Genomic DNA, 26,211 nt, shown 5'->3' on the forward strand with positions numbered 1-26,211 from the left:
GATGAACTAGTTGGGGAGCCTGCGTATACTTCCCGGCTCAGTAATCCAGATTGAGTTATTTCGGCTGATTTCATGGAGCGTCCTGCATGTCCGGCAATACCTACGGCAAGCTGTTCACTGTCACCACCGCGGGCGAAAGCCATGGTCCGGCGTTGGTCGCCATTGTCGACGGCTGCCCGCCGGGTCTTGAGCTGTCGCTGGACGATCTGCAGCGCGACCTGGACCGGCGCAAGCCCGGCACCAGCCGCCACACGACCCAGCGCCAGGAAGCCGATGAAGTCGAAATCCTCTCCGGCGTGTTCGAGGGCAAGACCACCGGCTGCTCCATCGGCCTGCTGATCCGCAACACCGACCAGAAGTCCAAGGACTACTCGGCGATCAAGGATCTGTTCCGCCCGGCCCACGCCGATTACACCTACCACCACAAATACGGCATCCGCGACTACCGCGGCGGCGGTCGCAGCTCGGCGCGGGAAACCGCCATGCGCGTGGCGGCCGGGGCGATCGCCAAGAAGTACCTGGCCAGCCAGGGCATCGTGGTGCGTGGCTACATGAGCCAGCTGGGCCCGATCGAAATCCCGTTCAAGACCTGGGACTCGGTGGAAGACAACGCCTTCTTCAGCCCCGACCCGGACAAGGTGCCGGAGCTGGAAGCCTACATGGACCAGCTGCGTCGCGATCAGGACTCGGTGGGCGCCAAGATCACCGTGGTCGCCGAGGGCGTGATGCCGGGCCTGGGCGAGCCGATCTTCGACCGCCTGGACGCCGAGCTGGCCCATGCGCTGATGAGCATCAACGCGGTCAAGGGCGTGGAAATCGGCGCCGGTTTCGCCAGCGTCGCCCAGCGTGGCACCGAGCATCGCGACGAGCTGACCCCGCAAGGCTTCCTCAGCAACAACGCCGGCGGCATCCTGGGCGGGATTTCCTCCGGCCAGCCGATCGTCGCGCACCTGGCGCTCAAGCCGACCTCCAGCATCACCACCCCGGGCCGCTCGATCGACATCGATGGCAACCCGGTGGACGTCATCACCAAGGGCCGTCACGACCCGTGCGTGGGCATCCGCGCCACGCCGATCGCCGAAGCCATGATGGCCATCGTGCTGATGGATCATCTGCTGCGTCATCGTGGCCAGAATGCCGACGTGCGCGTCAGCACGCCGGTGCTGGGCCAGTTGTAATGGCGTCTCTGCCAGTCGCCACGGTCTGACGGCCGTGGCGGCGATCCCGTACTGGCGGCTCTCCAGTTTCTACCTGTTCTATTTCGCCTTGCTGGGGTCGACCGCGCCGTTTCTGGCGCTGTATTTCGATCACCTGGGGTTTTCCAGCGCGCGCATCGGCGAGCTGGTGGCGATTCCCATGCTGATGCGCTGCGTGGCGCCGAACCTCTGGGGTTGGCTTGGCGACTACACCGGCCGGCGCCTGGCCATCGTGCGTTTTGGCGCGATCTGCACGCTGCTGAGCTTTTCGCTGATTTTCGTCAGCAAGAGCTACGCCTGGCTGGCGATGGTCATGGCCCTGCATGCGTTCTTCTGGCACGCGGTATTGCCGCAATTCGAAGTGATCACCCTGGCGCACCTGCAAGGCCAGACCGCTCGCTACAGCCAGATCCGCCTGTGGGGCTCGATCGGTTTCATCCTCACGGTGGTGGCGCTGGGGCGATTGTTCGAGTGGTTGAGCCTGGACATCTACCCGGCGGCGCTGGTGCTGATCATGGCCGGCATCGTGCTCAGCAGCGCCTGGGTGCCCAACGCCCAGCCAGTGGCACAGGGCAGCCGCTTGGCCGCCGGGGGCTTTCTTGGCCAGCTGCGCAGCCCCGGCGTCCTGGCCTTCTATGCCTGCGTGGCGCTGATGCAAATGAGCCACGGTCCTTACTACACCTTCCTGACCCTGCACCTGGAACACCTGGGCTACAGCCGCGGCTTGATCGGCCTGTTGTGGGCGCTGGGGGTAGTCGCCGAAGTCTTGATGTTCCTGGCGATGAGCTGGATTCTCTCGCGGTTTTCGGTACGCCGGGTGCTGCTGGCGAGTTTCCTGCTGGCAGCCCTGCGCTGGTTGCTGCTAGGCGCCTTTGCCGAACACCTGTGGGTGTTGTTGTTTGCCCAGGTGCTGCATGCCGCGACCTTCGGCAGCTTTCATGCCGCGGCCATTCATTTCGTGCAACGCAGCTTCGGCGACCGCCAGCAAGGCCAGGGCCAGGCCCTGTACGCGGCCCTGGCCGGCACCGGCGGCGCATTGGGCGCGCTGTATTCCGGCTACAGCTGGAACGCCCTGGGCGCGACATTGACCTTTAGTATTGCAAGCCTCGCAGCGCTGGCGGCAGCCGTTATCATTGCCACACGTATGCAAGAGGAGAGGCCATGAGCCTTACCCGCGAACAGCTGGCACAGGACATCATCGAGGTCGGACGCTTTCTGTATGCCCGCGGCTGGTCCCCGGCCACCAGCAGCAACTATTCCACGCGCCTGTCGCCGAGCGCGCTATTGCTCACGGTTTCGGGCAAGCACAAAGGCCAGTTGGGCCTGGATGACGTGCTGGCCACCGACTTGTCGGGCAACAGCCTGGAACCGGGCAAAAAGCCCTCGGCCGAAACCCTGCTGCACACCCAGCTGTACCGCTGGAACCCGCAGATCGGCGCCGTGTTGCATACCCACTCGGTGAATGCCACGGTGCTGTCACGCCTGACCGCCGAGGACTTCATCGAGTTCGAGGGTTACGAGCTGCAAAAGGCCTTTGCCGGCATTTCCAGCCACGAGTCGCGGGTGTGCGTGCCGATTTTCGACAACGACCAGGACATCGCCCGGCTGGCGACCAGGATCCAGCCCTGGCTCGACGCCCATGCCGATTGCGTCGGCTACCTGATTCGCGGTCATGGCCTCTACACCTGGGGCGCGCGCATGAGTGATGCGCAGCGCCAGATCGAGGCCTTCGAGTTTCTGTTCGAGTGCGAGTTGCAGACTCGCGCCCTGTTAAACCGTTAAGGCTTGCTTCGACTGAAGTAGCCAGCGCCTGATGATATGCACTGCCTGACCGGCCTGGAAAAAGCCGCAAGGCACTGCCGATAACGAGGAATTGCCAAGATGAGCAGCCTGTCCGTTTACCACGTATCCAGCCCGGACCTGCCGAACAAGGTGCTGACCCATTTCGACGATATCGCCGCGACCCTGGCCGAGCAGGGCGTGCGCTTCGATCGCTGGCAAGCCGCCACCAGGATCCAGCCGGGCGCCAGCCAGGAAGAAGTGATAGGCGCCTATCAGGAACAGATCGACCGCCTGATGACCGAGCGCGGCTACATCACCGTCGATGTGATCAGCCTCAATGGCGATCACCCGCAGAAGGCCGAGCTGCGCGCCAAGTTCCTCGACGAACATCGGCATGCCGAGGACGAGGTGCGCTTTTTCGTCGCCGGCCGCGGTCTGTTCAATCTGCACATCGGCGACTACGTGTATGCCGTGCTCTGCGAGAAGAACGACCTGATCTCGGTGCCGGCCGGTACCGCGCACTGGTTCGACATGGGCGAGAACCCGTACCTGGTGGCGATCCGCATGTTCAACAACCCGCAAGGTTGGGTCGCCAACTTCACCGGTTCCGATATCGCCAGCCAGTTCCCGCTTCTGGAGGATTGAGCGGATGCCGATCAAGGCCATTCTCACCGACATCGAAGGCACCACCAGCGCGGTGAGCTTTGTCTTCGAGGTGCTGTTCCCCTACGCGGCGCGGCACCTGCCGGACTTCGTGCGCAAGCACGCCAGCCGGGCCGACGTTGCCGAGCAGTTGCAGGCGGTGCGCGAGGCAAGCGGCGAGCCGGCGGCGGACGTCGAGCGGGTGATCGAGATCCTCCTGGGCTGGATCGCGGAAGATCGCAAGTCCACGCCACTCAAGGCGCTGCAAGGCATGGTCTGGGAGCAGGGGTATAGGGCCGGACAGCTCAAGGGCCATGTCTACCCGGATGCGGTGGCGGCGTTGCAGCGCTGGCACCAGGCCGGCTATCGGCTGTACGTCTATTCGTCGGGTTCGATCCAGGCGCAGAAGCTGATTTTCGGTTGCTCCACTGCCGGGGACCTGGCGCCGCTGTTCAGCGGTTTTTTCGACACCACCTCGGGGCCGAAACGGGAAGTGCAGTCTTACCAGCGCATTACCCAGGCCATCGGCTGTGCGCCCGGGCAGATTCTCTTTCTGTCCGATATCGTCCAGGAGCTGGATGCGGCCCGGTCCGCCGGCCTGGCCACCTGCGGCCTGGTGCGCGAAGGCGGGGTATTGGCGGGGCATGCGAATGTGGCGAGCTTCGCCGATATCGATCCGCAGGGTTTCTGAAAAGCAATCAGGCCGTGTCAGCGCAAGGCTGGCACGGCCGGATTGGGGGTATCTGTTATTCAGCTGCCGGTGATCACCGCGAATCCGCAGCGGTGCGGATTTAAAGCGAGTGATACGACGGCAGGGCAAAACGGTTCTGGCTTTGCAGCAGGGAAATCTGTGGCAATTCGCTGGCCTGTTCGGCCAGGTCGCGACGCAACGCGCTGATCACCCACGACAACTGATCGCCCGCATGCAACTGCGCATAGGAGATCGAGCGCTTGAGCTGTTTACCTTCGCTGTTACGCAGCGTCAGCAGGATGCCGCCATCGGGCCGTGGCTGAGTGGTCACTTCGTAGTTGGAGAACAGGGAAGCGAATTTTTCTTGGATCAGGCTCATGTCTATCAGCTCCATTGGTTCTTGAATGGCAAACCTGGAGTGATAGGTGCAGCGATTGTGCCAGCCTCAATTTATTATAAAAATCGTTATAAATCATGTTGTTATAAAAATACGTCGTTTGCGTGTCCGTGCAATTTGCATGAATGGCCATCGTGCATCCTGCATTTTGCGAGATTGCGGGCCTGGGCAAGGGCTGCGGCGTAACGCTGTGACTGCCGGTTCACGCAAAAGATTCAACCGGCAAGCCCGGCCCTCAAGCGCGAGGCACCTGGCGGCGCGGAGGAGATACAAAACTTTGCAAAAACTCCATGTACAGGCCAAGAAGCGCTGACGTATTTTTTTGCCAGCGACAGGCTTGGCGCAGACTCTTTGCACAAGCCCAAGCCCTGATGTTCCGGGCTGTACAGGTCAATCAGACGTTTCACCGACATGGACAGTCATGCGTCGTGATCCCTTGGATCATGGGCGCCTGATAATAAGAAAATAGGACGTCATCATGAATGCCACGCTCTGCGTTACTGCCAATAGCATGCCCGCTGTTTCTCCCCTGTTTGCCGTGGCGGCCCGCCCTCGGCCCCCAGCTGAATAGCCCCATCGACCCTTGTCCGCCTGTCCGGCCTGGCCCCGTGCAGGATCCTTTTGCGTCGAACAGGAACCGTCATGAGCACTCATCAGCACGACATGATCACCTGGGGCATGATGCTACGGAAGTTGCCCTCCATCGCCCGGGCGTTGCCGCGGGTCATCAAGGGCATGCAGATAGCCAACGTCAAGCGCGCCGATCAACCCTGCGGGCTGGGCTGGACCTTCGAGCAGGCCACCCAACGCAACCCCGACGGCCCGGCGCTGCTGTACGGCGACCGGGTGTTGAGTTATGCACAGGCCAACCAGTGGGCCAACCGAATCGCCCATTACCTGGCGAGCCAGGGCCTCGGCAAGGGCGACGTGGTGGCGATCTTCGTCGAGAACCGTCCCGAGTTGCTGGTGAGCGTGCTGGCGGTGGCCAAGCTCGGCGGCATCTGCGCCATGCTCAATACCGCGCAGACCGGCAGTGTGCTGGTGCACAGCGTGAATCTGGTGAAGCCGGTGGCGATGATCGTCGGCGGCGAACTGCTGGATGCCTACTCGGCGATTCGCGATCAGGTCGCCATCGACGAGGCGCGCACCTGGTTCGTCGCCGATCCGGAGGTGGCGCCCGGGCCAACGCCTGCCGGTTGCATCGACCTGATGACTGCCAGCGCCGCCAGCGAATCGTCCAACCCCCCAAGTACCGCGCGGATCTACCTCGACGATCCGTGCTTCTATATCTACACCTCCGGCACCACCGGGCTGCCCAAGGCCGGCATTTTCAAGCACGGCCGCTGGATGCGCAGCTCGGCCAGCTTCGGCATGATCGCCCTCGACATGCAGCCGGCCGATATCCTGTACTGCACTTTGCCGCTGTATCACGCCACCGGGTTGTGCGTGTGCTGGGGCTCGGCCATCAGCGGCGCCTCGGGCTTCGCCATTCGCCGCAAGTTCAGCGCCAGCCGTTTCTGGGAAGACGCCCGCCGGTTCAAGGCCACCACCATTGGTTACGTGGGCGAGCTGTGCCGTTACCTGGTTGACCAGCCTGCCAGCGAGCACGACCGTGACAACCGCGTGGTGAAGATGGTCGGCAATGGCCTGCGCCCCGGCGTGTGGGGGCCGTTCAAGCAGCGTTTCGGCGTCGAGCATATCTGTGAGCTGTATGCCGCCAGTGACGGCAATATCGGCTTTACCAACGTGCTCAACTTCGACAATACCGTGGGTTTTTCCCTGGCGCCCTGGGCGCTGGTGGAGTATGCCCACGACACCTGCGCGCCGATCCGCAACGGTTCCGGCTTCATGCAGAAGGTCGCCAGGGGCGGGCAGGGCCTGCTGCTGGCGAAGATCGACGACAAGGCGCCGCTGGACGGCTATACCGAGCCGGAAAAGAACCTGAAGGTGATCCTCACCGACGTGTTCGAGAAGGGCGACCGTTACTTCAATACCGGCGACCTGCTGCGCGATATCGGTTTTGGCCATGCGCAGTTCATCGATCGCCTGGGCGATACCTATCGCTGGAAGGGCGAAAACGTCTCCACCACCGAGGTGGAGAACATCCTCCTGCGCCATCCGCAGGTTGCCGAGGCGGTGGCCTATGGCGTGGAGGTGCACAACACCAACGGTCGTGCCGGGATGGCGGCGATCACTCCGGCCGAATCCCTGGCGACCCTGGATTTCACCGAGCTGTTGCAGTTCGCCCGCGAGCATCTGCCGGGCTACGCGGTGCCGCTGTTCCTGCGGGTCAAGGTGAAGATGGAGACCACCGGCACCTTCAAATACCAGAAGACCCGGCTCAAGGAAGAAGCCTTCGACCCGTCGAAAACCGGCGGCGATCCGGTGTACGCCTGGTTGCCGGGTTCGGCGACCTATGTCCGGGTGACGGAGGCGGTGCTGGCGGATATTTGTGCCGGTCGGCACCGTTATTGATTCTGGCTATGGCCGCTCTTGAGAAAAAAGGGATGACAGGGCAGGAGCCGCTTGGGGACACTAGCGGCTTTCCGATTGGCCGAAAGTGGAGTTCCCGATGTCAGACAAAAGCCGCCAGATGACCGCAGAAGAAGCCGCCGAGTTCACCGAGCAGGTCTTCAACGTCGCACGTCAAGGCGACGCCCAGATGCTCGACAAGCTGGCGAGCAGCGGTCTGCCGGTCAACCTGCGCAATCACAAGGGCGACACCCTGCTGATGCTGGCCAGCTACTACGGGCATGTGGACGCGGTGCAGGTGCTGCTCAAGCACAAGGCCGACCCCGAGATCCGTAACGACAACGGCCAGAGCCCGATCGCCGGCGCGGCCTTCAAGGGCGACCTGGCGGTGGTCAAGGCGCTGGTGGAAGGCGGTGCCGAGGTGGAAGGCTCGTCCTTCGACGGGCGTACCGCGCTGATGATGGCGGCGATGTTCAATCGCACGGAAATCGTCGACTACCTGATCAGTAAGGGCGCCAACCCGCGAGCCACCGACGCCAACGGCGTGAGTGCACTGGACGCGGCGAAAACCATGGGCGCCGTCGACACCACCGCGCAGTTGCAGAAGTTGCTGGGCTGAGCTGAACGGCGCATGCCGCCGGGCCAAGGCCAGGCCTTGGTCGCGGCGGTAGGTTCGCGGGGCGGGTTTAGGCTATCCTGCGCGCCCGCCATTGACCCGTAACAGGATTCGCCCATGAAAACCGTCCTCGCCGAACTTATCACCAAAATCAGCTCCGGCTGCATGGGCGAAGAAGAAATCCTGCGGATCGCCGACGAGGCCGCCCAAGCCTACGCCGATCCCCAGGCCTTCCTGGCCGCCAATCCGGACATCAACTACGACGACAGCTTCCCGATCCCGCTGGGCGAATGGGTGGTGGTCGGCAGCCTGCCTGAAACCGTACTGTTCCAGGCCGACACCTACATGGACCTGTTCGCGCAGATCGTCGCGTCTTTCGGCCCGGGCGTGGCGTTCAACATCAAGCCCAAGCAACTGGCCAAGACCGAGGCCCTGACCGCGCTCAACCGCATCCAGATCCAGATGGGCAGCATGAACCCGGAAAACGGCGGCTACGTGCTGATGAACTTCAGCCAGCTGCTGGACGACGAGCTGCAAGTGGTGCTGGTCTACGGCAACGACGTGCCGCGTGTGCTGCAGCTGTGCGCCGAAGCCGGCATCGCCGCCGCACCGTCCCTGGAAGCGCTCAAGGTCGCGGTTCACGTCTGAGCTGCCGAGCCACTGACCTGACCGCGCGGGCAATAAAAAGGAACCCCGGTGCTGGCCGGCTATCCTAAGTGGGCAAGCCCTCACTTAGGAGCGACACCATGGGTTCCACCTTCAATACGCTGGTCGGCCTGATCATCCTCGCGCTGGATATCTGGGCGATCATCAATGTGCTTAAAAGCAGTGCCGAAACCGGGATGAAAATCCTCTGGGTGTTGCTGATCATCCTGTTGCCGGTTCTGGGCCTGATCATCTGGGCGATTGCCGGGCCGCGCGGCAACGTACGGCTCTGAAGGCTGGCGCGGGTTCGAAAAAGGGCCGCCAGGCCCTTTTTTATGTGACCAAATATGCGCTGCACGAAATTTTCACAAAGTCTCCATGACAATTCGCCAGCGCTGTTTTTCCGCTGCACCCCGTGCGATCTCCGGTTGCGATCCCTGACTCTGGCCATTGCCGGCCGGGTGAGGGCGCCTGCCAGTAATCAATGGCAAAGCCGCTGCTGATCGTGCAACATTTGCGCACCGCGCCATCCCCCCAGCCCTGAATGGCTACAAGAGGGCAAAGCGCAGCTGCATTCTTTTCGCAACTTCAACTTCCATTGGGTCCTAAAACGATATGGCAAACCCGGACGTCCTGAGTCAGCAGCGAGCCTCGAGTCGCCTGCTGCAACCGACCGTCAAATCGCACCTGGCTTATACGCTGCTCTGCGCGCTGGCCATGATGGTCATGCTGTCTTTGCTGCGCGTGGCGCTGCTGGTCTACAACCGCGAGATGATCCTCGACACACCGGCCTCGACCTTCCTTGAAGCCTTTGCCAACGGCCTGCGCTTCGACGTGCGCCTGGTGGTCTACCTCAGCATCCCGCTGCTGCTGGCGCTGTTCAGTGCCCGGGCCATGGCGGCTCGCGGTTTCTTCCGCTTCTGGCTGACCATCGTTTCGAGCATCGCGCTGTTCCTCGGCCTGATGGAGATGGACTTCTACCGCGAGTTCCACCAGCGCCTCAACGGCCTGGTCTTCCAGTATGTGAAGGAAGACCCGAAAACCGTGATGAGCATGCTCTGGTACGGCTTCCCGGTGGTGCGCTACCTGCTGGCCTGGGCGCTCGGCACCTGGCTGCTGAGCCTGGCGTTCAAGGGCGCCGACCGCGCGACCCGGCCGCGTGGCCCGTTCAGCGGCGGCAGCATCGGCACCCGCCAGGTCGCCCCGTGGTACGCCCGTATCGGTGTCTTTGTGGTCTGCCTGCTGGTCTGCGTGGTCGCCGCCCGCGGCACCCTGCGCCAGGGCCCGCCACTGCGCTGGGGTGACGTCTACACCACCGAATCGAACTTCGCCAACCAGCTGGGCCTCAACGGCACGCTGTCGCTGGTCGAGGCGGCCAAGAGCCGGATGGGCGAGGACCGCAGCAATATCTGGAAAGCCACCCTGCCGCAGCCCGAGGCGCAGCAAGTGGTGCGCGACCTGCTGGTGATGCCGGACGACAAGCTGGTGGACGCTGATATCGCCGCCGTACGCCGTGACTACACGCCACCGGCCGACAAGACCCTGCCGATCAAGAACGTGGTCGTGATCCTGATGGAAAGCATGGCCGGTCACTCGGTGGGTGCCCTGGGCGCTCCAGGCAATATCACCCCGTACCTGGACCAACTGTCCAAGGAAGGCCTGCTGTTCGACCGCTTCTTCTCCAACGGCACCCATACCCACCAGGGTATGTTCGCCACCATGGCCTGCTTCCCCAACCTGCCGGGTTTCGAATACCTGATGCAGACCCCGGAAGGCAGCCACAAGCTGTCCGGCCTGCCGCAGGTGCTGAGCGCCCGCAAGTATGACGACGTGTATGTCTACAACGGTGATTTCGCCTGGGACAACCAGTCGGGCTTCTTCAGCAACCAGGGCATGACCAACTTCGTCGGTCGCAACGACTTCGTCGATCCGGTGTTTTCCGATCCGACCTGGGGCGTGTCCGACCAGGACATGTTCAACCGTGGCCTGGAAGAGTTGAAGGCACGGGAAAACGGCAAGCCGTTCTATGCGCTGCTGCAGACCCTGTCCAACCACACCCCGTACGCCTTGCCGACGCCATTGCCGGTGGCGAAGGTGACCGACCGTGGCAGCCTGAACGAACACCTGACCGCCATGCGTTACTCCGACTGGGCCCTGGGCCAGTTCTTCGAGAAGGCGCGCAAGGAGCCGTACTTCAAGGAGACGCTGTTCGTGATCGTGGGTGACCATGGTTTCGGCAACGAGCGCCAGATCACCGAAATGGACCTGGGCCGCTTCAACGTGCCGATGCTGATGATCGCTCCGGGCATCCAGGAAAAATTCGGTCAGCGCAACCACACCGTGGGCACCCAGGTCGATATCGTGCCGACCATCATGGGCCGCCTCGGTGGCGAAGTGCGTCACCAGTGCTGGGGCCGCGACCTGCTCAACCTGCCGGAAGGCGACACCGGCTTTGGCGTGATCAAGCCGTCGGGCAGCGAACAGACCACCGCCATCGTCACCGCCAACCAGATCCTGGTACTGCCGCGCGAGAAGGAAATGCCGCCGAAGATCTACCAGTACGAACTAGGCGCCAACCCGCATGCCGAAGTGGTGCCGGACGCACCGCGTACCGCCGAGTTGAAGCACAAGCTGGAAGCCTTCCTGCAAACCGCCACCAAGAGCCTGCTGGATAACACCGCGGGCGTGGTGCACGGCACGCCGGACTGATTCATTGCACTAATGAAAAAGAGGCCCTAGGGCCTCTTTTTTTTCGACGGTTGAACAGTACCGAGTGTGAACGACCGATGCCTATATCCGGCCCAGTAACACGAGAATCAGCAATACCACCAGGACCACACCGATGATCCCGGACGGGCCATAACCCCAGCTTCTGGAGTACGGGAATACTGGAAGACCACCGAGCAGCAGAAGAATCAGAATAATGATCAGGATTGTGCCCATGTCGTTGTCCTTATTGGATGATCGAAGGCGCGGCTGGACTCGAAGGCAATTAATCCGTACCGCTTAATCATTCGGACTCTGTGCCTTGAAGGATGATTCCAAGTTTTTTTAATGCTTTTTGCACGCAGGCCTATTTCTTTTCGTACCGGCTGCCGGTGGCCATCGAGTTGAACTTGCAACACCGCGGGAAGTCGCACCGAGGCCCCGGTTTGCCTGGGGCATTCAGCAATCTGATGGTGCGTGGGCGGCACAAAATCCTTCGCTACACTCGCCTCATCTTTCCCGGAACAACAAGGCAACTCCTATGCAAAATCGCATGATGATCACTGGCGCCGGATCCGGCCTGGGTCGCGAAATCGCTCTGCGCTGGGCGCGCGAAGGCTGGCAGTTGGCGTTGTCGGATGTCAGCGAACCCGGCCTGCAGGAAACCCTCAGGCTGGTACGCGAAGCCGGCGGCGATGGCTTCGTGCAACGTTGCGACGTGCGTGACTATAGCCAGTTGACGGCCTTCGCCCAGGCTTGCGAAGTCAAGCTCGGCGGCATCGATGTGATCGTCAATAACGCCGGCGTGGCCTCCGGCGGCTTCTTCAGCGAATTGTCCCTGGAGGACTGGGACTGGCAGATCGCGATCAACCTGATGGGCGTGGTCAAGGGCTGCAAGGCGTTCCTGCCGTTGCTGGAAAAGAGCAAGGGCCGGATCATCAATATCGCCTCGATGGCGGCCTTGATGCAGGGCCCGGCGATGAGCAACTACAACGTGGCCAAGGCCGGCGTGGTGGCCCTGTCCGAAAGCCTGCTGATCGAGCTGGCCCAGCAGGAAATCGGCGTGCACGTGGTATGCCCGTCGTTCTTCCAGACCAACCTGCTGGATTCGTTCCGTGGCCCGACCCCGGCGATGAAGGCCCAGGTCGGCAAGCTGCTGGAAAGCTCGCCGATCAGCGCGGCGGATATCGCCGACTACATCTACACCCGGGTCGCCGCCGGCGAGCTCATGATCCTGCCCCACGAACAGGGGCGCATGGCCTGGGCCCTGAAGCAGAAGAACCCGCAGCTGCTGTATGACGAAATGACCCTCATGGCCGACAAGATGCGCGCCAAGACCAAGCAAAACGCCAGCTGAGCTTGCTCCTGCCCCGGCGCGTCGTTAGGGTTGCCAGCATCTGGCATCCCTGACGAGACCTTGCATGCTCAATTACCTGTGGTTCTTCCTCGCCGCGCTGTTCGAGATCGCCGGCTGCTACGCCTTCTGGATGTGGCTGCGCCAGGGCAAAAGCGCCTGGTGGATGGTCCCGGCGCTGGCGAGCCTGATGCTCTTCGCCCTGTTGCTGACCAAGATCGAGGCGAGCTACGCCGGCCGGGCCTATGCGGCGTACGGCGGGATCTACATCATCGCCTCGATCGGCTGGCTGGGTATGGTGGAGCGGGTGCGGCCGCTGAGTTCGGACTGGCTGGGGGTGGCGCTGTGCGTGATCGGCGCGAGCATCATCCTGTTCGGGCCGCGCTTTACCAACGGTTGAGAAACTGGCCGGGTTGCGGGCGCCGCGATGGCGCCCGGTCCCGGCCGGGAATCAGTCGAACAATTCCTTGGGCACATCGTGCTTGAGCATCAACTGGCACTGCTCGCTGTCCGGGTCGAAGACGATCACCGCCTGGCCCTTGGTCAGTGCCTGGCGCACGCGCAGGACGCGGGTTTCCAGCGGGGTGTCGTCGCCATTGTCGGTGCCGTCGCGGGTGACGAAGTCTTCGATCAGGCGGGTCAGGGTGTCGACTTCTAGTTGGTCATGGGGAATCAGCATACGGGCCTCCGGCAAACAATCCCGGATCCTACTGCGCCGGGCCCCGCGCGGCTAGGCAAACCTCGCGCGGGCCCGTAATGCCGATCATCTGTAGGAGCGAGCTTGCTCGCGATGAGCGCGCAGCGCTCGCCTTGAGGGCCCTGCGTATTTACCTGTGAGTACGTGTGGGGCGAGAGTTCAGCGCTTTGCGCTCTATCGCGAGCAAGCTCGCTCCTACAGTGGTAGCGGGGCTTTTCACCTCAGGGCTTTTGTCCCACCAGGCTGTCCACCGACGGCACCCGGGTGTCGCTTTCCATTTGTGTGTCGTGTTCCAGCTGATGGCTGAAACGGTCCAGGGAACCCTGGGCCGGCTGCGCGTCGCTGGCGAACACCGGCGGGCTGAGGATGTAGGCGCCCAGCAGGCGGCTGAGGGCCGCCAGGCTGTCGATATGGGTGCGCTCGTAGCCGTGGGTGGCGTCGCAACCGAAGGCCAGCAGGGCGGTGCGGATGTCGTGGCCGGCGGTGACCGCCGAATGGGCATCGCTGAAGTAGTAGCGGAACAGGTCGCGGCGCACCGGCAATTCGTGTTCCGTGGCCAGGCGCAGCAGGTGGCGCGACAGGTGATAGTCGTAAGGCCCGCCGGAGTCCTGCATGGCCACGCTCACCGCGTGCTCGCTGGAGTGCTGGCCGGGGGCGACCGGGGCGATGTCGATGCCGACGAATTCGCTGACGTCCCAGGGCAGGGCCGCCGCCGCGCCGCTGCCGGTTTCTTCGGTAATGGTGAACAACGGATGGCAGTCGATCATCAGCGGCTCACCGCTGTCGACTATGGCCTTGAGCGCGGCCAGCAGCGCGGCGACCCCGGCCTTGTCGTCGAGGTGGCGGGCGCTGATATGGCCGCTTTCGGTGAATTCCGGCAAGGGGTCGAACGCGACGAAATCGCCGACGCCGATGCCCAGCGACTCGCAGTCGGCACGGGTGGTGCAGTAGGCATCCAGGCGCAATTCGATGTGGTCCCAACTGATGGGCATCTCGTCCACCGCGGTGTTGAAGGCGTGCCCGGAGGCCATCAGCGGCAACACGCTGCCACGCAATACGCCGTTGTCGGTGAACAGGCTGACCCGGCTGCCCTCGGCGAAACGGCTGGACCAGCAGCCGACCGGGGCCAGGGTCAGGCGGCCGTTGTCTTTCACCGCACGCACGCTGGCGCCGATGGTATCCAGGTGCGCCGAAACCGCGCGGTCCGGGCTGTTCTTCTGGCCCTTGAGGGTGGCGCGGATGGTGCCGCGGCGAGTCAGTTCGAAGGGAATGCCCAGTTCTTCCAGGCGCTCGGCCACGTAACGCACGATGGTGTCGGTGAAGCCGGTGGGGCTGGGAATGGCGAGCATTTCCAGGAGGACTTTCTGCAGGTAGTTGAGGTCCGGTTCGGGAATCGATCGGGTCATGGAAACTCCTGATGATGAGAAGGCCATCGATGGTTTCGATGAACAAGGCGTCGGGCGCTCGCTCCCACAGTGCGTTTCTGTAGGAGCGAGGCTTGCCCGCGATAAGGCCGCGACGGTCAGCACGGGGCTTTCAGACCGCCGGCTGGCTGTGGGGAAACAACAGGTCGACAAAGCGCTCGGCCGTCGGCTGCGGTTCATGGTTGGCCAGGCCGGCGCGCTCGTTGGCCTCGATGAACACGTACTGCGGCTGGTCCGCCGCCGGCACCATCAGGTCGAGGCCGACCATCGGGATATCCAGCGCCCGCGCCGCGCGGATCGCTGCGTCCACCAATTCCGGATGCAGAATCGCGGTGACATCTTCCAGAGTGCCGCCGGTATGCAGATTGGCGGTGCGCCGCACGAACAGCCGTTCGCCGGCCGCCAGGATGCTGTCGTAGCCGTGCCCGGCGGCCTGCAGGGTGCGCTGGGTTTCATGGTCCAGGGGGATCTTGCTTTCGCCGCCGGTGGAGGCCTGGCGACGCCGGCTTTGCGCTTCGATCAGCTCGCCGATGGAGTGCTGGCCGTCGCCGATCACCTCGGCCGGCCGGCGAATGGCGGCGGCGACCACCTCGAAGCCGATCACCAGGACGCGCAGGTCCAGGCCCTCGTGGAAGCTCTCGAGCAACACCCGGCTGTCGAACTGCCGGGCGTTGTCGATCGCCTGTTGCACTTCTTCGATGGTGCGCAGATCCACGGCCACACCTTGGCCTTGTTCCCCGTCGAGCGGCTTGACCACCACCCGTTCATGCTCGTCGAGAAACGCCAGGTTGTCGTCGGCGTTGCCCGCGAGTTGTTGCGCCGGCAGGTTCAGCCCGGCCTGTTTCAGTACCTTGTGAGTCAGGCTCTTGTCCTGGCACAGGCTCATGCTGATGGCGCTGGTCAGGTCGCTGAGGGATTCGCGGCAACGCACCCGGCGGCCGCCATGGCTGAGGGTGAACATCCCGGCTTCGGCGTCGTCGACCTGCACGTCGATGCCGCGGCGATGGGCTTCCTCGACGATGATCCGCGCGTAAGGGTTGAACTGCGCCTCGGGCCCGGGGCCGAGGAACAGCGGTTGGTTGATGCCGTTCTTGCGCTTGATGGCGAAGGTCGACAGGGTGCGGAAACCCAGCTTGGCGTACAGGCACTTGGCCTGGCGATTGTCGTGCAGCACCGACAGGTCGAGGTAGCTCAGGCCCCGGCTCATGAAGTGTTCGATCAGGTGCCGGACCAGCACTTCGCCGACCCCCGGGCGGGTGCAATGCGGGTCCACCGCCAGGCACCACAGGCTGCTGCCGTGCTCCGGATCGTGGAAGGCCTTCTGGTGGTCCAGGCCCATGACGCTGCCGATCACCGCGCCGCTGTCTTCGTCTTCGGCCAGCCAGTACACCGGCCCGCCGGCATGGCGCGGGGTCAGCAAGCTCGGGTCGACCGGCAGCATGCTGCGGGCCAGGTACAGCTGGTTGATGGCCTGCCAGTCCGCCGCGCTCTGCGCCCGGCGGATGCGGAAGCCGCGAAACACCCGGGTGGCCTGGCGGTAGTCGCTGAACCACAGGCGCAGGGTGTCCGACGGGTCGAGGAACAACTGGGTCGGTTCCAGGCCGAGGATCTGCTGGGGGGCGGCGACATACAGGGCGATGTCGCGTTCGCCGGGGTGTTCGTTGAGCAGCTCCTCGGCCAGACTCGTCGGGTCGGGAAAGGTATGGCCGATCAGCAATCGGCCCCAGCCGCAATGCACGGCAATCGGGTCGGTGCCGAGGGCGCTGCGGTCTTCGGCGAAACGCGCCTGCAGACGCTCGTAGGAGGGCGCCTGACCGCGCAGCAAGCGTTGGCTGTAAGCCGTGGCATGGGGTTTCATGGTCAGATTCCTTGTTCGCTGAGCCACAGGTTCAGCGCCGCCAGTTGCCACAGCTTGGAGCCGCGCAACGGCGTCAGCTGGCCTTGTGGATCGGTCAGCAGGCGGTCGAGCATCGCCGGGTTGAACAGGCCGCGGTCCTGGCTCGGGTCGAGCAGCAGTTCACGTACCCAGTCCAGGGTGGTGCCCTGCAGGTGCTTGAGGCCGGGCACCGGGAAGTAGCCTTTCTTGCGGTCGATCACCGCGCTGGGGATCACCAGGCGCGCGGCTTCCTTGAGCACCTGCTTGCCGCCATCGGGCAGCTTGAACCGGGCCGGCACCCGCGCCGACAGCTCCACCAGCCGGTAGTCGAGGAACGGCGTGCGCGCCTCCAGGCCCCAGGCCATGGTCATGTTATCCACACGCTTGACCGGGTCGTCGACCAGCATCACCGTGCTGTCCAGGCGCAGGGCTTTATCCACAGGCTCGGCGGCGCCGGGCTGGGCGAAATGCTCGCGGACGAAATCACCGGCGGCGTCGTTGGCGGTCAGCCACTGCGGCTGCACGGTGGCCGCGTAATCGTCGTAGCTGCGGTCGAAGAACGCCTCGCGGTAGGCCGCGTAGGGATCGCTGGCGCCCTCCACCTGCGGGTACCAGTGGTAACCGGCGAACAGTTCGTCGGCGCCCTGGCCGCTCTGCACCACCTTGCAGTGCTTGGCGACTTCCCGGGACAGCAGGTAGAAGGCGATGCAATCGTGGCTGACCATGGGTTCGCTCATGGCGCGGAACGCCGCCGGCAGCTGTTCGATGATCTCGCGCTCGTCGATGCGCAGCTGATGGTGATCGGTGCCGTAGTGTTGGGCGATCAGGTCCGAATACTGGAACTCGTCGCCGCGTTCGCCGCCGGCATCCTGGAAGCCGATGGAGAAGGTCGACAGGTTATCCACACCGACTTCCCGCAGCAGGCCGACCAGCAGGCTCGAATCGACGCCGCCGGACAGCAGCACGCCGACATCCACTGCCGCCCGTTGGCGGATCGCCACGGCTTCGCGGGTGCTGTCGAGTACGCGGTCGCGCCAGTCTTCCAGGGTCAGCCCGGTTTCATCGGCGCGCGGGCCGTAGGACAGGGTCCACCAGGTTCGCTGCTCGGTGCGGCCGTCGGCTTCGATGCGCATCCAGGTGGCCGGCGGCAGTTTCTCGATGCCCGCCAGCAGCGTGCGCGGCGCCGGCACCACGGCATGGAAGTTCAGGTAATGGTTGAGCGCCACCAGGTCGAGCAGCGGGTTGATGTCGCCGCCCTTGAGCAGCGCCGGCAAGGCCGAGGCGAAACGCAGGCGCTGGCCGGTGCGCGACAGGTACAGCGGCTTGACGCCCAGGCGGTCGCGGGCGATGAACAGGCGCTTGGCGTCCCGCTCCCAGATGGCGAAGGCGAACATGCCGTTGAGCCGCGGCAGCAGATCGGCGCCCCAGGCGTGATAGCCCTTGAGCAGCACCTCGGTGTCGCCGCCGGAATAAAAGGCGTAGCCCAGGCTTTCCAGCTCGGCGCGCAGTTCGGGGAAGTTGTAGATCGCGCCGTTGAAGGCCAGGGACAGGCCCAGCTGATTGTCGATCATCGGCTGGGCCGAGCCGTCCGACAGGTCCATGATTTTCAGGCGTCGATGGCCCAGGGCTATCGGGCCCTGGCTATGGAAACCCCAGGCGTCGGGGCCGCGAGGGGCGAGGTGGTGGGTAATTCGTTCAACCGCTGCCAGGTCGGCGGGTTGATGATCAAAACGTAGTTCTCCAGCTAATCCGCACATAAGTCCTTACCGGTTTTTCCGTTGGGGAGGGGTGAGTCGTGACCTGCCAGAAACGGCAGGTACCCGGAAACTGACCCAGGTGATCCCCTGGAGTTTTAGACCGATGGGTTATAAGCGGCGGGGCGCAAGTGCGTTGCCGGCTGGGGCAAAGGCCTTGATCTGCCTGGAGTTTTGCCGTGCGGGCAGGGCCCGTGGGCGTTTGCGGGAGATGGCCAAGCGATGCCAGGGCGGCTGGCATCGCTGCTTTATTTCATGGCTTGCCGCGAATCAACCGACGCAAGGCAAAGCGATTGGGGTGACAGGCTTCGGCCACGCTGCGCGGCAGGGGCAGCGGTTCGTTGTCCAGCCAGGCGGCCAGCAACTCGCCCGACAGCGGCGCGGTGATCAAGCCGCGCGAGCCGTGGCCGCTGTTGATATACAGGCCGTCCAGCCAGGGGCAGGGCAGGTCCGGAACCTGGCGCGCGTCCTTGCCCAGCACCGCGTAGACCTCGGCGAATGCCGCCTGGTCCGCCAGGGGACCGACGATCGGCAGATAGTCCGGGCTGGTGCAACGGAAGGCGGCCCGTCCTTCGAGGGTTTGCGCTTGCAGCCGGTCGGCTTCCAGGCGTTCCACCAGGTCCCGGGAGATCTCTTCGAGCATCTGCAGGTTGCCCGCATGCTCGGCGGCGGTGGGTGTCAGGTCTTGGCTCTTGAAATCGAAACTGGCACCCAGGGTGTGTTCGCCCAGGCGCGCGGGGGCGACATAACCTTCGGCGCACACCACGGTGGCCAGGCTCTGGCTGCGCGCAGTCTGCGGCAGGCGGGTGATCTGCCCGCGGATGCGTTTGAGCGGCAGTTCGGCGCTGGCCGCAAAGCGCTTGATCTCGGCGGCGCCGGCGAGGATCACTACTTCGGCACTGGCCAGCAGCCGCTCGCCGTCCCAGGCCTGCCACTGGCCATCGACCCGGCGCAATTCCACGACATCGTGGTGGGGCAGCAGGCGAATCCGCGGGTGCGCGGCTTGCCACTGGCACAGGGCCGGCGGATGCACCCAGCCACCTTCCGGGTAGAACAGCCCGCCGTGGGCCAGGCCGACGCCGGCCAGGGCCTGGGCCTGGGGTTGGTCCAGCTGATGCAACAGGTCCGCCGGGAAGGCTGCCGCCAACTGCGCCTGGCGCTCGGCTTCCTTGGCGTTGAAGGCCAGTTGCAGCACGCCGCAGCTGTCCCAGTCGACGCCCCGTTGCAGCTGTTCGAGCTGGCGCCGGGTGTAGCCGAAACCGCTGAGGATCATCTGTGACAGGGCGGTGCCGTGGGCCGAGAGTTTCAGGTACAGCACACCCTGGGGATTGCCCGAGGCCTCCTGGGCCAGTTGCCCGTGGCGCTCCAGCAGGCTGACCCGCCAGCCCCGCGCGGCGAGGCTGGCGGCGCTGGCGCAACCGGCCAGGCCGGCGCCGATCACCAGGGCGTGTTTGTCCTGGATCTGTTGCGTGGGGCGGGCGAACCAGGGCTTGCTGGCGGCAGGCAGCGGCGTGCCTTCGGGCCAGCCGAGAAACTCGCCGCGCAGCACTTCCCACTTGTGGCCGATGCCCGGGGTGCGCTTCATCTTGAAGCCCGCGGCATTCAGCAGGCGGCGCACCCAGCCGGTGCTGGTGAAGGTGCTGATGCTCGAACCCGGCGCGGCCAGGCGCGCCAGTTCGGCGAACAGCTCGGCGGTCCACATCTCGGGGTTTTTCGCCGGGGCGAAACCGTCGAGGAACCAGGCGTCGATCTGCCCGTCGAGTTGTGGCAATTGCTCCAGGGCATCGCCGACCAGCAGGGTCAGGGTGACCCGGCCCTCGTCCAGCACCAGGCGCTGAAAGCCTTCGTGCACCGCGACATAGGCGCGCAACAGGCGCTCGGCCAGCGGGCCCAGTTCCGGCCACAGGGCCAGGGCGCGCTGCAGGTCGGCTGGTGTCAGCGGGTACTTTTCCACGCTGACGAAATGCAGGCTTGCGCTGGCGTCGGCCTGTTGCTCGAACAACTGCCAGGCGCAGAGGAAATTCAGGCCGGTGCCGAAGCCGGTTTCGCCGATGACGAAGCGGCCACTGGGCGGCAACGCGGCAAAACGCTCGCGCAGGCGGTTCTGTTCGAGAAACACATGGCGGGTTTCGTCCAGGCCCGACGCGGTGGAGAAATACACATCGTCGAAGACCCGCGAACGCGGGCGACCTTGGTCGTCCCAATCGAGCTGGGCGTGGGACTGGGGAGGGGGCAATTCGGCGCTCATGTTCGGCTCGGTAGCGGCAAGGCGGCCATTCTAGCCGATCGACACACCGGGTAATGATCCACGGCAATAAGCGGCATGTTCGGGGCCGACAAAGCCTAGGTCGATCCGCTAGTCTTGCTCCATCTTGCCAGGGAGTCGCTCATGTTCGAATCAGCCGAAATCGGTCACGCCATCGACAAAAAAACCTTTGACGCCGAAGTCCCGGCCCTGCGCGAAGCCCTGCTGGAAGCCCAGTTCGAGCTGAAGCAGAAAGCCCGTTTTCCGGTGATCGTATTGATCAACGGCATCGAAGGCGCCGGCAAGGGCGAGACGGTGAAACTGCTCAACGAGTGGATGGACCCACGCCTGATCGAGGTCCGCACCTTCGACCAGCAGACCGACGAAGAGCTGGCGCGACCGCCGGCCTGGCGCTACTGGCGGATGCTCCCGGCCAAGGGCCGCATGGGGGTGTTTTTCGGCAACTGGTACAGCCAGATGTTGCAGGGGCGGGTTCACGAGCTGTTCAAGGACGGCCGTTTCGACCAGGCCATTGCCGGCGCCGAGCGCCTGGAAAAGATGCTCTGCGACGAAGGTGCGCTGATCTTCAAGTTCTGGTTCCACCTGTCCAAGAAACAGATGAAGGCCCGCCTCAAGTCCTTGCAGGACGACCCGCTGCACAGCTGGCGCATCAGCCCGCTGGACTGGCAGCAGTCGGAGACCTACGACAAGTTCGTCAAATACGGCGAGCGCGTGTTGCGCCGCACCAGCCGCGACTACGCGCCCTGGCATGTGATCGAAGGCGTGGACCCGCATTACCGCAGCCTGGCGGTGGGCAAGATTCTCCTCGAGGGCCTGCAGAGCGCGCTCAACCGGCCGACGCTCGAAGTCGAGTCCCATGTGGCGCCGCTGGGCGAGGCGGTCGACAAGCTGACCCTGCTCGACAGCCTGGACATGAGCCAGCACCTGGACAAGGACGACTACGAGGAGCAACTGATTACCGAGCAGGCGCGCCTGGCCGGCCTGCTGCGCGACAAGCGCATGCGCAAGCACGCGTTGGTGGCGGTTTTCGAGGGCAACGACGCGGCCGGCAAGGGCGGGGCGATTCGCCGGGTAGCGGCGGCGCTGGACCCGCGCCAGTACAGCATCGTGCCGATTGCCGCGCCGACCGAGGACGAGCGGGCCCAGCCGTATCTGTGGCGCTTCTGGCGGCACATTCCGGCGCGGGGCAAGTTCACTGTGTTCGACCGTTCCTGGTATGGCCGGGTGCTGGTGGAACGGGTCGAGGGCTTTTGCAGCCCGGCGGATTGGTTGCGCGCCTATGGCGAGATCAACGACTTCGAGGAGCAGCTCGAGGACGCCGGGGTGATCGTGGTCAAGTTCTGGCTGGCGATCGACAAGCAGACCCAGCTGGAGCGTTTCCAGGCCCGCGAAGAGATTCCGTTCAAGCGTTTCAAGATCACCGAGGACGACTGGCGCAACCGCGACAAATGGGACGCCTACCGCGCCGCCGTCGGCGACATGGTCGACCGCACCAGCACCGAGGTCGCGGCCTGGACCCTGGTGGAGGCCAACGACAAGCGCTGGGCCCGGGTCAAGGTGCTGCGCACCCTCAACCGCGCACTGGAAGAGGCATTCGACAAGTCCGAGAAAAAGGACAGGAAAGGCAAGAAGGGCAAGAAATAATCGCCGCGGGTTGTGAGTGGGTCACTGGATAAACCCGGCACCGCGATGGTTTTGCATACGCCGGATGAATGATCGTCGCGGCCGGGCAAGGGCTGGATCTATGCTCGAGCCACTCACAACCGACAACAACAATGAGGTATGCCATGCGTGAAGTGGTGATCGTCGATAGCGTGCGGACCGGCCTGGCCAAGTCCTTTCGCGGCAAGTTCAACCAGACCCGTCCGGATGACATGGCCGCTCATTGTGTCAATGCGCTGCTGAGCCGCAACGGTATCGACCCGGCCAGCGTCGAGGACTGCATCGTCGGCGCCGGTTCCAACGAAGGCGCCCAGGGCTACAACATCGGGCGCAACGTCGCGGTGCTGTCGCGCCTGGGCACCGGTACCGCGGGCATGACCCTCAACCGTTTCTGTTCGTCCGGCCTGCAGGCGATCGCCATCGCCGCCAACCAGATCGCTTCCGGTTGCAGTGACATCATTGTCGCCGGCGGGGTCGAGTCCATCAGCCTGACGATGAAGAGCGTCAACACCGACAACCTGATCAACCCGCTGCTCAAGGAACAGGTGCCGGGCATCTATTTCCCCATGGGCCAGACCGCCGAGGTGGTTGCCCGGCGTTACAACGTGAGCCGTGAGGAGCAGGACCTGTATGCCCTGCAGAGCCAGCAGCGCACCGCGGCGGCCCAGGCGGCCGGGCTGTTCGATGACGAGATCGTGGCGATGGCAGTGAAGTACCGGGTCGAGGACAAGAACAGCGGCCAGGTGCAGATTCTCGACGGCGTGGTCGATCGCGACGATTGCAACCGCCCGGATACCACCCTGGAGAGCCTGGCCGGTTTGAAACCGGTGTTCGCCGAAGACGGCTCGGTGACTGCGGGCAACTCCTCGCAACTATCCGATGGCGCCTCCATGACCCTGGTCATGAGCCTGGAGCGGGCCCTGGCGCTGGGGCTCAAGCCCAAGGCGTTCTTCCGCGGCTTCACCGTGGCCGGTTGCGAGCCGGACGAAATGGGCATCGGCCCGGTGTTCTCGGTGCCCAAGCTGCTCAAGGCCAAGGGCCTGCAAGTGGACGACATCGACCTCTGGGAATTGAACGAGGCCTTCGCCTCGCAATGCCTGTACAGCCGCAACCGGCTGCAGATCGACAACGCCAGGTACAACGTCAACGGCGGCTCGATCTCCATCGGCCACCCGTTCGGCATGACCGGTTCGCGCCAGGTCGGCCATCTGGTGCGGGAACTGCAACGGCGCAACCTGCGCTACGGCATCGTCACCATGTGCGTCGGCGGTGGCATGGGCGCGACCGGGTTGTTCGAAGCGGTGCGCTAAGCCCGTCAGGCGGGGGCGGATCTGTCTGCCTTATGAACCTATCGCGGGCAAGCCTCGCGCCTACAGGACGGTGGTGTTTCTGTAGGTGCGAGGCTTGCCCGCGATGTTTTTGCGACCTGCACAGTCCTGTTTACGTTCCCCCTCCAACTGTCTCTGTGTAAGTCACGGCCCCGGGCCTAGAATGCGGGCTCTCTCCATCAGGCTTTTGGGGGTTGCATGCACATCTCGTCCGGTCGCTGGGTCTACGGCTTGTTCCTCGCACTGCTGACGGCGCTGCTGTGGGGCATCCTGCCGATCAAGCTCAAGCAAGTGTTGCTGGTGATGGACCCGGTGACCGTGACCTGGTTTCGCCTGTTGGTGTCCGGTGGTTTCCTGCTGGTCTACCTGGCGGCGGTCAAGCGTTTGCCCAGCTGGCGGGTACTCGGGCCGCGCGGCGGCTGGCTGGTGCTGATGGCGGTCTGCGGGCTGGTGGGCAACTACGTGCTGTACCTGATGGGGCTGAACCTGCTGAGCCCCGGCACCGCGCAACTGGTGGTGCAGATGGGGCCGATCCTGCTGCTGATCGCCAGCCTGTTTGTGTTCAAGGAGCGTTTCAGCCTGGGGCAGGGGATTGGCCTGGCGGTGCTGCTGATCGGTTTCGGGCTGTTTTTCAATCAGCGCCTGACCGAGCTGCTGACGTCCTTGAGCAACTACACCGCCGGGGTGCTGACGGTGCTCGCCGCCTCGGCGGTCTGGACCTTCTACGCCCTGGGCCAGAAGCAATTGCTGACGGTGTGGAATTCCTTGCAGGTGATGATGGTGATCTACCTGTTCTGCGCGCTGTTGCTCACGCCGTGGGCCCATCCTCTCGAAGCGCTTGAATTGAGCCCGCTGCAAGGCTGGCTGTTGCTGGCCTGCTGCCTGAATACCCTGATCGCCTACGGTGCCTTCGCCGAAGCACTGGCCCATTGGGAAGCGTCGCGGGTCAGCGCCACGCTGGCGATCACGCCCTTGGTGACCTTCGCCGCGGTGGCGGTGGCAGCCTGGTTGTGGCCCGAATATGTGCATGCCGAACAGATCAACGGCCTGGGGTATGGCGGGGCGGTGCTGGTGGTGCTGGGGTCGGCCTTGACGGCCCTGGGGCCTTCGCTGATGGCCGGGCTCAAGGCGCGGCGGGTACGTATGGAAATGCCGCAGAGCTAGGGCGCGTTATCGTTGATCGCGGGCAAGCCTCGCTCCTACGGAAGCAGGAGCGAGGCTGATTTGCAGTTGGCGATCAGCCCTGCTTGCCAGCCTCCAGCATGTTTTCCGGACGCACCCAGGCATCGAACTCTTCGTCAGTCAGGTAACCCAGTTCCAGGGCCGCTTCACGCAAGGTGCGGTTCTCGGCATAGGCCTTCTTGGCGATCTCGGCGGACTTGTCGTAGCCGATATGGGTGTTGAGCGCGGTGACCAGCATCAGCCCGCGCTCCAGGTGATCGGCCATTTGCACCGGGTCGGGCTCCAGGCCGGCGATGCAGTGCTGCTGGAAGTTGCTGCAGCCGTCGGCGAGCAGGCGCACCGATTGCAGCAGGTTGTGGATGATCACCGGCTTGAACACGTTCAGTTGCAGGTGGCCCTGGCTGGCGGCGAAGCCGATGGCCACATCGTTGCCCATCACCTGGCAGGCCAGCATCGACAGGGCTTCGCACTGGGTCGGGTTGACCTTGCCCGGCATGATCGAGCTGCCCGGTTCGTTGGCCGGCAGCCTGACCTCGGCCAACCCGGCCCGTGGTCCGGAGCCCAGCAGGCGCAGGTCGTTGGCGATTTTCATCAGGCATACCGCCAGGGTCTTCAGCGCGCCGGAGAGGGTGGTCAGGGGTTCGTGGCCAGCAAGGGCGGCGAACTTGTTCGGCGCGGTGACAAACGGCAGGCCGGACAAGGCCGCCAGCTCGGCGGCGATCGCCTCGCCGAAACCATGGGGCGAGTTCAGCCCGGTGCCGACGGCGGTACCGCCCTGGGCCAGCTCACAGACCGCCGGCAGGGCCGCGCGAATGGCGCGCTCGGCGTAGTCCAGTTGGGCGATGAAGGCCGACAGCTCCTGGCCGAAGGTGATGGGGGTGGCATCCATCATGTGGGTGCGCCCGGTTTTCACCAGCTTCATGTGCCGTGCCGCGAGTTCGGCCAGGCCACCGGACAGTTCGGCGATCGAGGGCAACAGATGCTGCTGCACCGCCTGGGCCGCGGCGATGTGCATTGCCGTGGGGAAGCAGTCGTTGGAGCTTTGCGAGCGATTCACATGGTCGTTGGGGTGCACCGGGCTCTTGCCGCCGCGCGGGTTGCCGGCCAGTTCGTTGGCGCGACCGGCGATCACCTCGTTGACGTTCATGTTGCTCTGGGTACCGCTGCCGGTCTGCCAGACCACCAGTGGGAACTGGTCGTCATGCTGGCCGTCCAGCACCTCGTCGGCGGCCTGTTCGATCAGGCGAGCAATGTTGGCCGGCAGGTCGCCGTTGCGGTCGTTGACCCGGGCCGCGGCCTTCTTGATCAACGCCAGGGCATGCAGGACCGACAGCGGCATGCGCTCGTTGCCGATGGCGAAGTTGATCAGCGAACGCTGGGTCTGGGCGCCCCAATAGGCTTCGTCCGGGACTTCAACCTGGCCAAGGCTGTCGGTTTCGATTCGACTCATCGTGCTCACTCCTGTAGGTCTGATTGCGCAGTTTAGGCCGTGATCCACCGCCTGGGTTCCATAAAGCGCCT

Annotated in this window: 23 protein-coding genes; 15 read left to right on the plus strand and 8 right to left on the minus strand. The window is 64.2% G+C overall.

The features are described 5' to 3' along the window. Nucleotides 1–86: 86 nt before the first annotated feature. The 5 genes from aroC to mtnC all read left to right on the plus strand — a co-directional run bounded on the left by aroC (nucleotide 87) and on the right by mtnC (nucleotide 4,311). The gene (aroC, locus tag BMY68_RS13160; RefSeq protein WP_007932265.1) at nucleotides 87–1,178 is read left to right on the plus strand and encodes a chorismate synthase; all 1,092 of its coding nucleotides are present in this window, start codon (nucleotides 87–89) and stop codon (nucleotides 1,176–1,178) included. Nucleotides 1,179–1,212: 34 nt separating this feature from the next. After that, nucleotides 1,213–2,361, plus strand: a complete 1,149-nt coding sequence (locus BMY68_RS13165) for an MFS transporter (protein ID WP_085531810.1) — start codon at nucleotides 1,213–1,215, stop codon at nucleotides 2,359–2,361. Beyond that, nucleotides 2,358–2,978, plus strand: coding sequence for a methylthioribulose 1-phosphate dehydratase (locus BMY68_RS13170; RefSeq protein ID WP_085531808.1), 621 nt, complete (start codon nucleotides 2,358–2,360; stop codon nucleotides 2,976–2,978). Before BMY68_RS13165 ends, BMY68_RS13170 begins: the two co-directional genes overlap by 4 nt. A gap of 99 nt (nucleotides 2,979–3,077) precedes the next feature. Then, on the plus strand, nucleotides 3,078–3,623 hold the full coding sequence (locus BMY68_RS13175) for a 1,2-dihydroxy-3-keto-5-methylthiopentene dioxygenase (protein WP_009045041.1): 546 nt from the start codon (nucleotides 3,078–3,080) through the stop codon (nucleotides 3,621–3,623). A 4-nt stretch (nucleotides 3,624–3,627) separates the two neighbouring features. Beyond that, complete coding sequence (gene mtnC, locus BMY68_RS13180; RefSeq protein WP_085531806.1) at nucleotides 3,628–4,311, plus strand: acireductone synthase; 684 nt, start codon at nucleotides 3,628–3,630, stop codon at nucleotides 4,309–4,311. A 100-nt stretch (nucleotides 4,312–4,411) separates the two neighbouring features. Here the strand turns inward: mtnC and BMY68_RS13185 are convergent, their stop codons facing one another. Continuing rightward, the gene (locus BMY68_RS13185; protein ID WP_009045039.1) at nucleotides 4,412–4,690 is read right to left on the minus strand and encodes a DUF3509 domain-containing protein; all 279 of its coding nucleotides are present in this window, start codon (nucleotides 4,688–4,690) and stop codon (nucleotides 4,412–4,414) included. 660 nt (nucleotides 4,691–5,350) lie between these two features. Here BMY68_RS13185 and BMY68_RS13190 point away from each other — a divergent pair. The 5 genes from BMY68_RS13190 to BMY68_RS13210 all read left to right on the plus strand — a co-directional run bounded on the left by BMY68_RS13190 (nucleotide 5,351) and on the right by BMY68_RS13210 (nucleotide 11,150). After that, on the plus strand, nucleotides 5,351–7,183 hold the full coding sequence (locus BMY68_RS13190) for a long-chain-acyl-CoA synthetase (protein WP_085531804.1): 1,833 nt from the start codon (nucleotides 5,351–5,353) through the stop codon (nucleotides 7,181–7,183). A gap of 97 nt (nucleotides 7,184–7,280) precedes the next feature. Further along, nucleotides 7,281–7,799 (plus strand): ankyrin repeat domain-containing protein, encoded by a 519-nt coding sequence (locus BMY68_RS13195; RefSeq protein ID WP_038577028.1) that lies wholly within the window; start codon nucleotides 7,281–7,283, stop codon nucleotides 7,797–7,799. Between the two features lie 114 nt (nucleotides 7,800–7,913). After that, complete coding sequence (locus BMY68_RS13200) at nucleotides 7,914–8,444, plus strand: hypothetical protein (protein WP_085531802.1); 531 nt, start codon at nucleotides 7,914–7,916, stop codon at nucleotides 8,442–8,444. A 98-nt stretch (nucleotides 8,445–8,542) separates the two neighbouring features. Further along, entirely contained in the window at nucleotides 8,543–8,734 is a 192-nt protein-coding gene (locus tag BMY68_RS13205) for a PLDc N-terminal domain-containing protein (RefSeq protein ID WP_007932252.1), read from the plus strand. Between the two features lie 322 nt (nucleotides 8,735–9,056). Beyond that, the gene (locus tag BMY68_RS13210; RefSeq protein ID WP_085531800.1) at nucleotides 9,057–11,150 is read left to right on the plus strand and encodes an LTA synthase family protein; all 2,094 of its coding nucleotides are present in this window, start codon (nucleotides 9,057–9,059) and stop codon (nucleotides 11,148–11,150) included. An 81-nt stretch (nucleotides 11,151–11,231) separates the two neighbouring features. Here BMY68_RS13210 and BMY68_RS13215 read toward each other — a convergent pair whose 3' ends face one another. After that, nucleotides 11,232–11,384: a DUF3309 family protein gene (locus BMY68_RS13215; RefSeq protein ID WP_085531798.1), complete on the minus strand. Its 153-nt coding sequence runs from the start codon at nucleotides 11,382–11,384 to the stop codon at nucleotides 11,232–11,234. A gap of 304 nt (nucleotides 11,385–11,688) precedes the next feature. Between BMY68_RS13215 and BMY68_RS13220 the strand changes: the two genes are divergently transcribed. Next, nucleotides 11,689–12,504 carry an SDR family oxidoreductase gene (locus BMY68_RS13220; protein WP_085531796.1) on the plus strand — a complete coding sequence of 272 codons (816 nt, stop codon included), beginning with the start codon at nucleotides 11,689–11,691 and terminating at the stop codon, nucleotides 12,502–12,504. 64 nt (nucleotides 12,505–12,568) lie between these two features. Then, complete coding sequence (locus tag BMY68_RS13225) at nucleotides 12,569–12,901, plus strand: YnfA family protein (RefSeq protein WP_007932246.1); 333 nt, start codon at nucleotides 12,569–12,571, stop codon at nucleotides 12,899–12,901. Nucleotides 12,902–12,952: 51 nt separating this feature from the next. Here BMY68_RS13225 and BMY68_RS13230 read toward each other — a convergent pair whose 3' ends face one another. The 5 genes from BMY68_RS13230 to mnmC form a co-directional block, all read right to left on the minus strand. Continuing rightward, on the minus strand, nucleotides 12,953–13,180 hold the full coding sequence (locus BMY68_RS13230) for a YheU family protein (protein WP_007932245.1): 228 nt from the start codon (nucleotides 13,178–13,180) through the stop codon (nucleotides 12,953–12,955). 239 nt (nucleotides 13,181–13,419) lie between these two features. After that, nucleotides 13,420–14,604, minus strand: a complete 1,185-nt coding sequence (locus BMY68_RS13235; protein ID WP_062825034.1) for an osmoprotectant NAGGN system M42 family peptidase — start codon at nucleotides 14,602–14,604, stop codon at nucleotides 13,420–13,422. A gap of 130 nt (nucleotides 14,605–14,734) precedes the next feature. Continuing rightward, nucleotides 14,735–16,480, minus strand: a complete 1,746-nt coding sequence (gene ngg, locus BMY68_RS13240; protein ID WP_085531794.1) for an N-acetylglutaminylglutamine synthetase — start codon at nucleotides 16,478–16,480, stop codon at nucleotides 14,735–14,737. Nucleotides 16,481–16,482: 2 nt separating this feature from the next. Continuing rightward, a complete protein-coding gene (locus BMY68_RS13245) occupies nucleotides 16,483–18,255 on the minus strand; it encodes an N-acetylglutaminylglutamine amidotransferase (RefSeq protein WP_085531792.1) in 1,773 nt (590 codons plus the stop codon). 250 nt (nucleotides 18,256–18,505) lie between these two features. Next, nucleotides 18,506–20,500 (minus strand): bifunctional tRNA (5-methylaminomethyl-2-thiouridine)(34)-methyltransferase MnmC2/FAD-dependent 5-carboxymethylaminomethyl-2-thiouridine(34) oxidoreductase MnmC1, encoded by a 1,995-nt coding sequence (gene mnmC / locus BMY68_RS13250; protein WP_085531790.1) that lies wholly within the window; start codon nucleotides 20,498–20,500, stop codon nucleotides 18,506–18,508. Between the two features lie 141 nt (nucleotides 20,501–20,641). On the opposite strand from mnmC, the gene pap reads away from it, so the two are divergent. The 3 genes from pap (at nucleotide 20,642) to BMY68_RS13265 (ending at nucleotide 24,672) form a co-directional block, all read left to right on the plus strand. After that, complete coding sequence (gene pap, locus BMY68_RS13255) at nucleotides 20,642–22,162, plus strand: polyphosphate:AMP phosphotransferase (protein WP_085531789.1); 1,521 nt, start codon at nucleotides 20,642–20,644, stop codon at nucleotides 22,160–22,162. 143 nt (nucleotides 22,163–22,305) lie between these two features. Further along, entirely contained in the window at nucleotides 22,306–23,490 is a 1,185-nt protein-coding gene (locus tag BMY68_RS13260) for a thiolase family protein (protein ID WP_009045027.1), read from the plus strand. Between the two features lie 216 nt (nucleotides 23,491–23,706). Next, on the plus strand, nucleotides 23,707–24,672 hold the full coding sequence (locus BMY68_RS13265; protein ID WP_053262200.1) for a DMT family transporter: 966 nt from the start codon (nucleotides 23,707–23,709) through the stop codon (nucleotides 24,670–24,672). Nucleotides 24,673–24,745: 73 nt separating this feature from the next. On the opposite strand, the gene BMY68_RS13270 is transcribed toward BMY68_RS13265, so the two are convergent. After that, nucleotides 24,746–26,140, minus strand: coding sequence for a class II fumarate hydratase (locus BMY68_RS13270; protein ID WP_053262199.1), 1,395 nt, complete (start codon nucleotides 26,138–26,140; stop codon nucleotides 24,746–24,748). Nucleotides 26,141–26,211 lie beyond the last annotated feature (71 nt).

The organism is Pseudomonas sp. NFACC41-3 (assembly GCF_900109505.1).
GTDB lineage: Bacteria > Pseudomonadota > Gammaproteobacteria > Pseudomonadales > Pseudomonadaceae > Aquipseudomonas > Aquipseudomonas chlororaphis.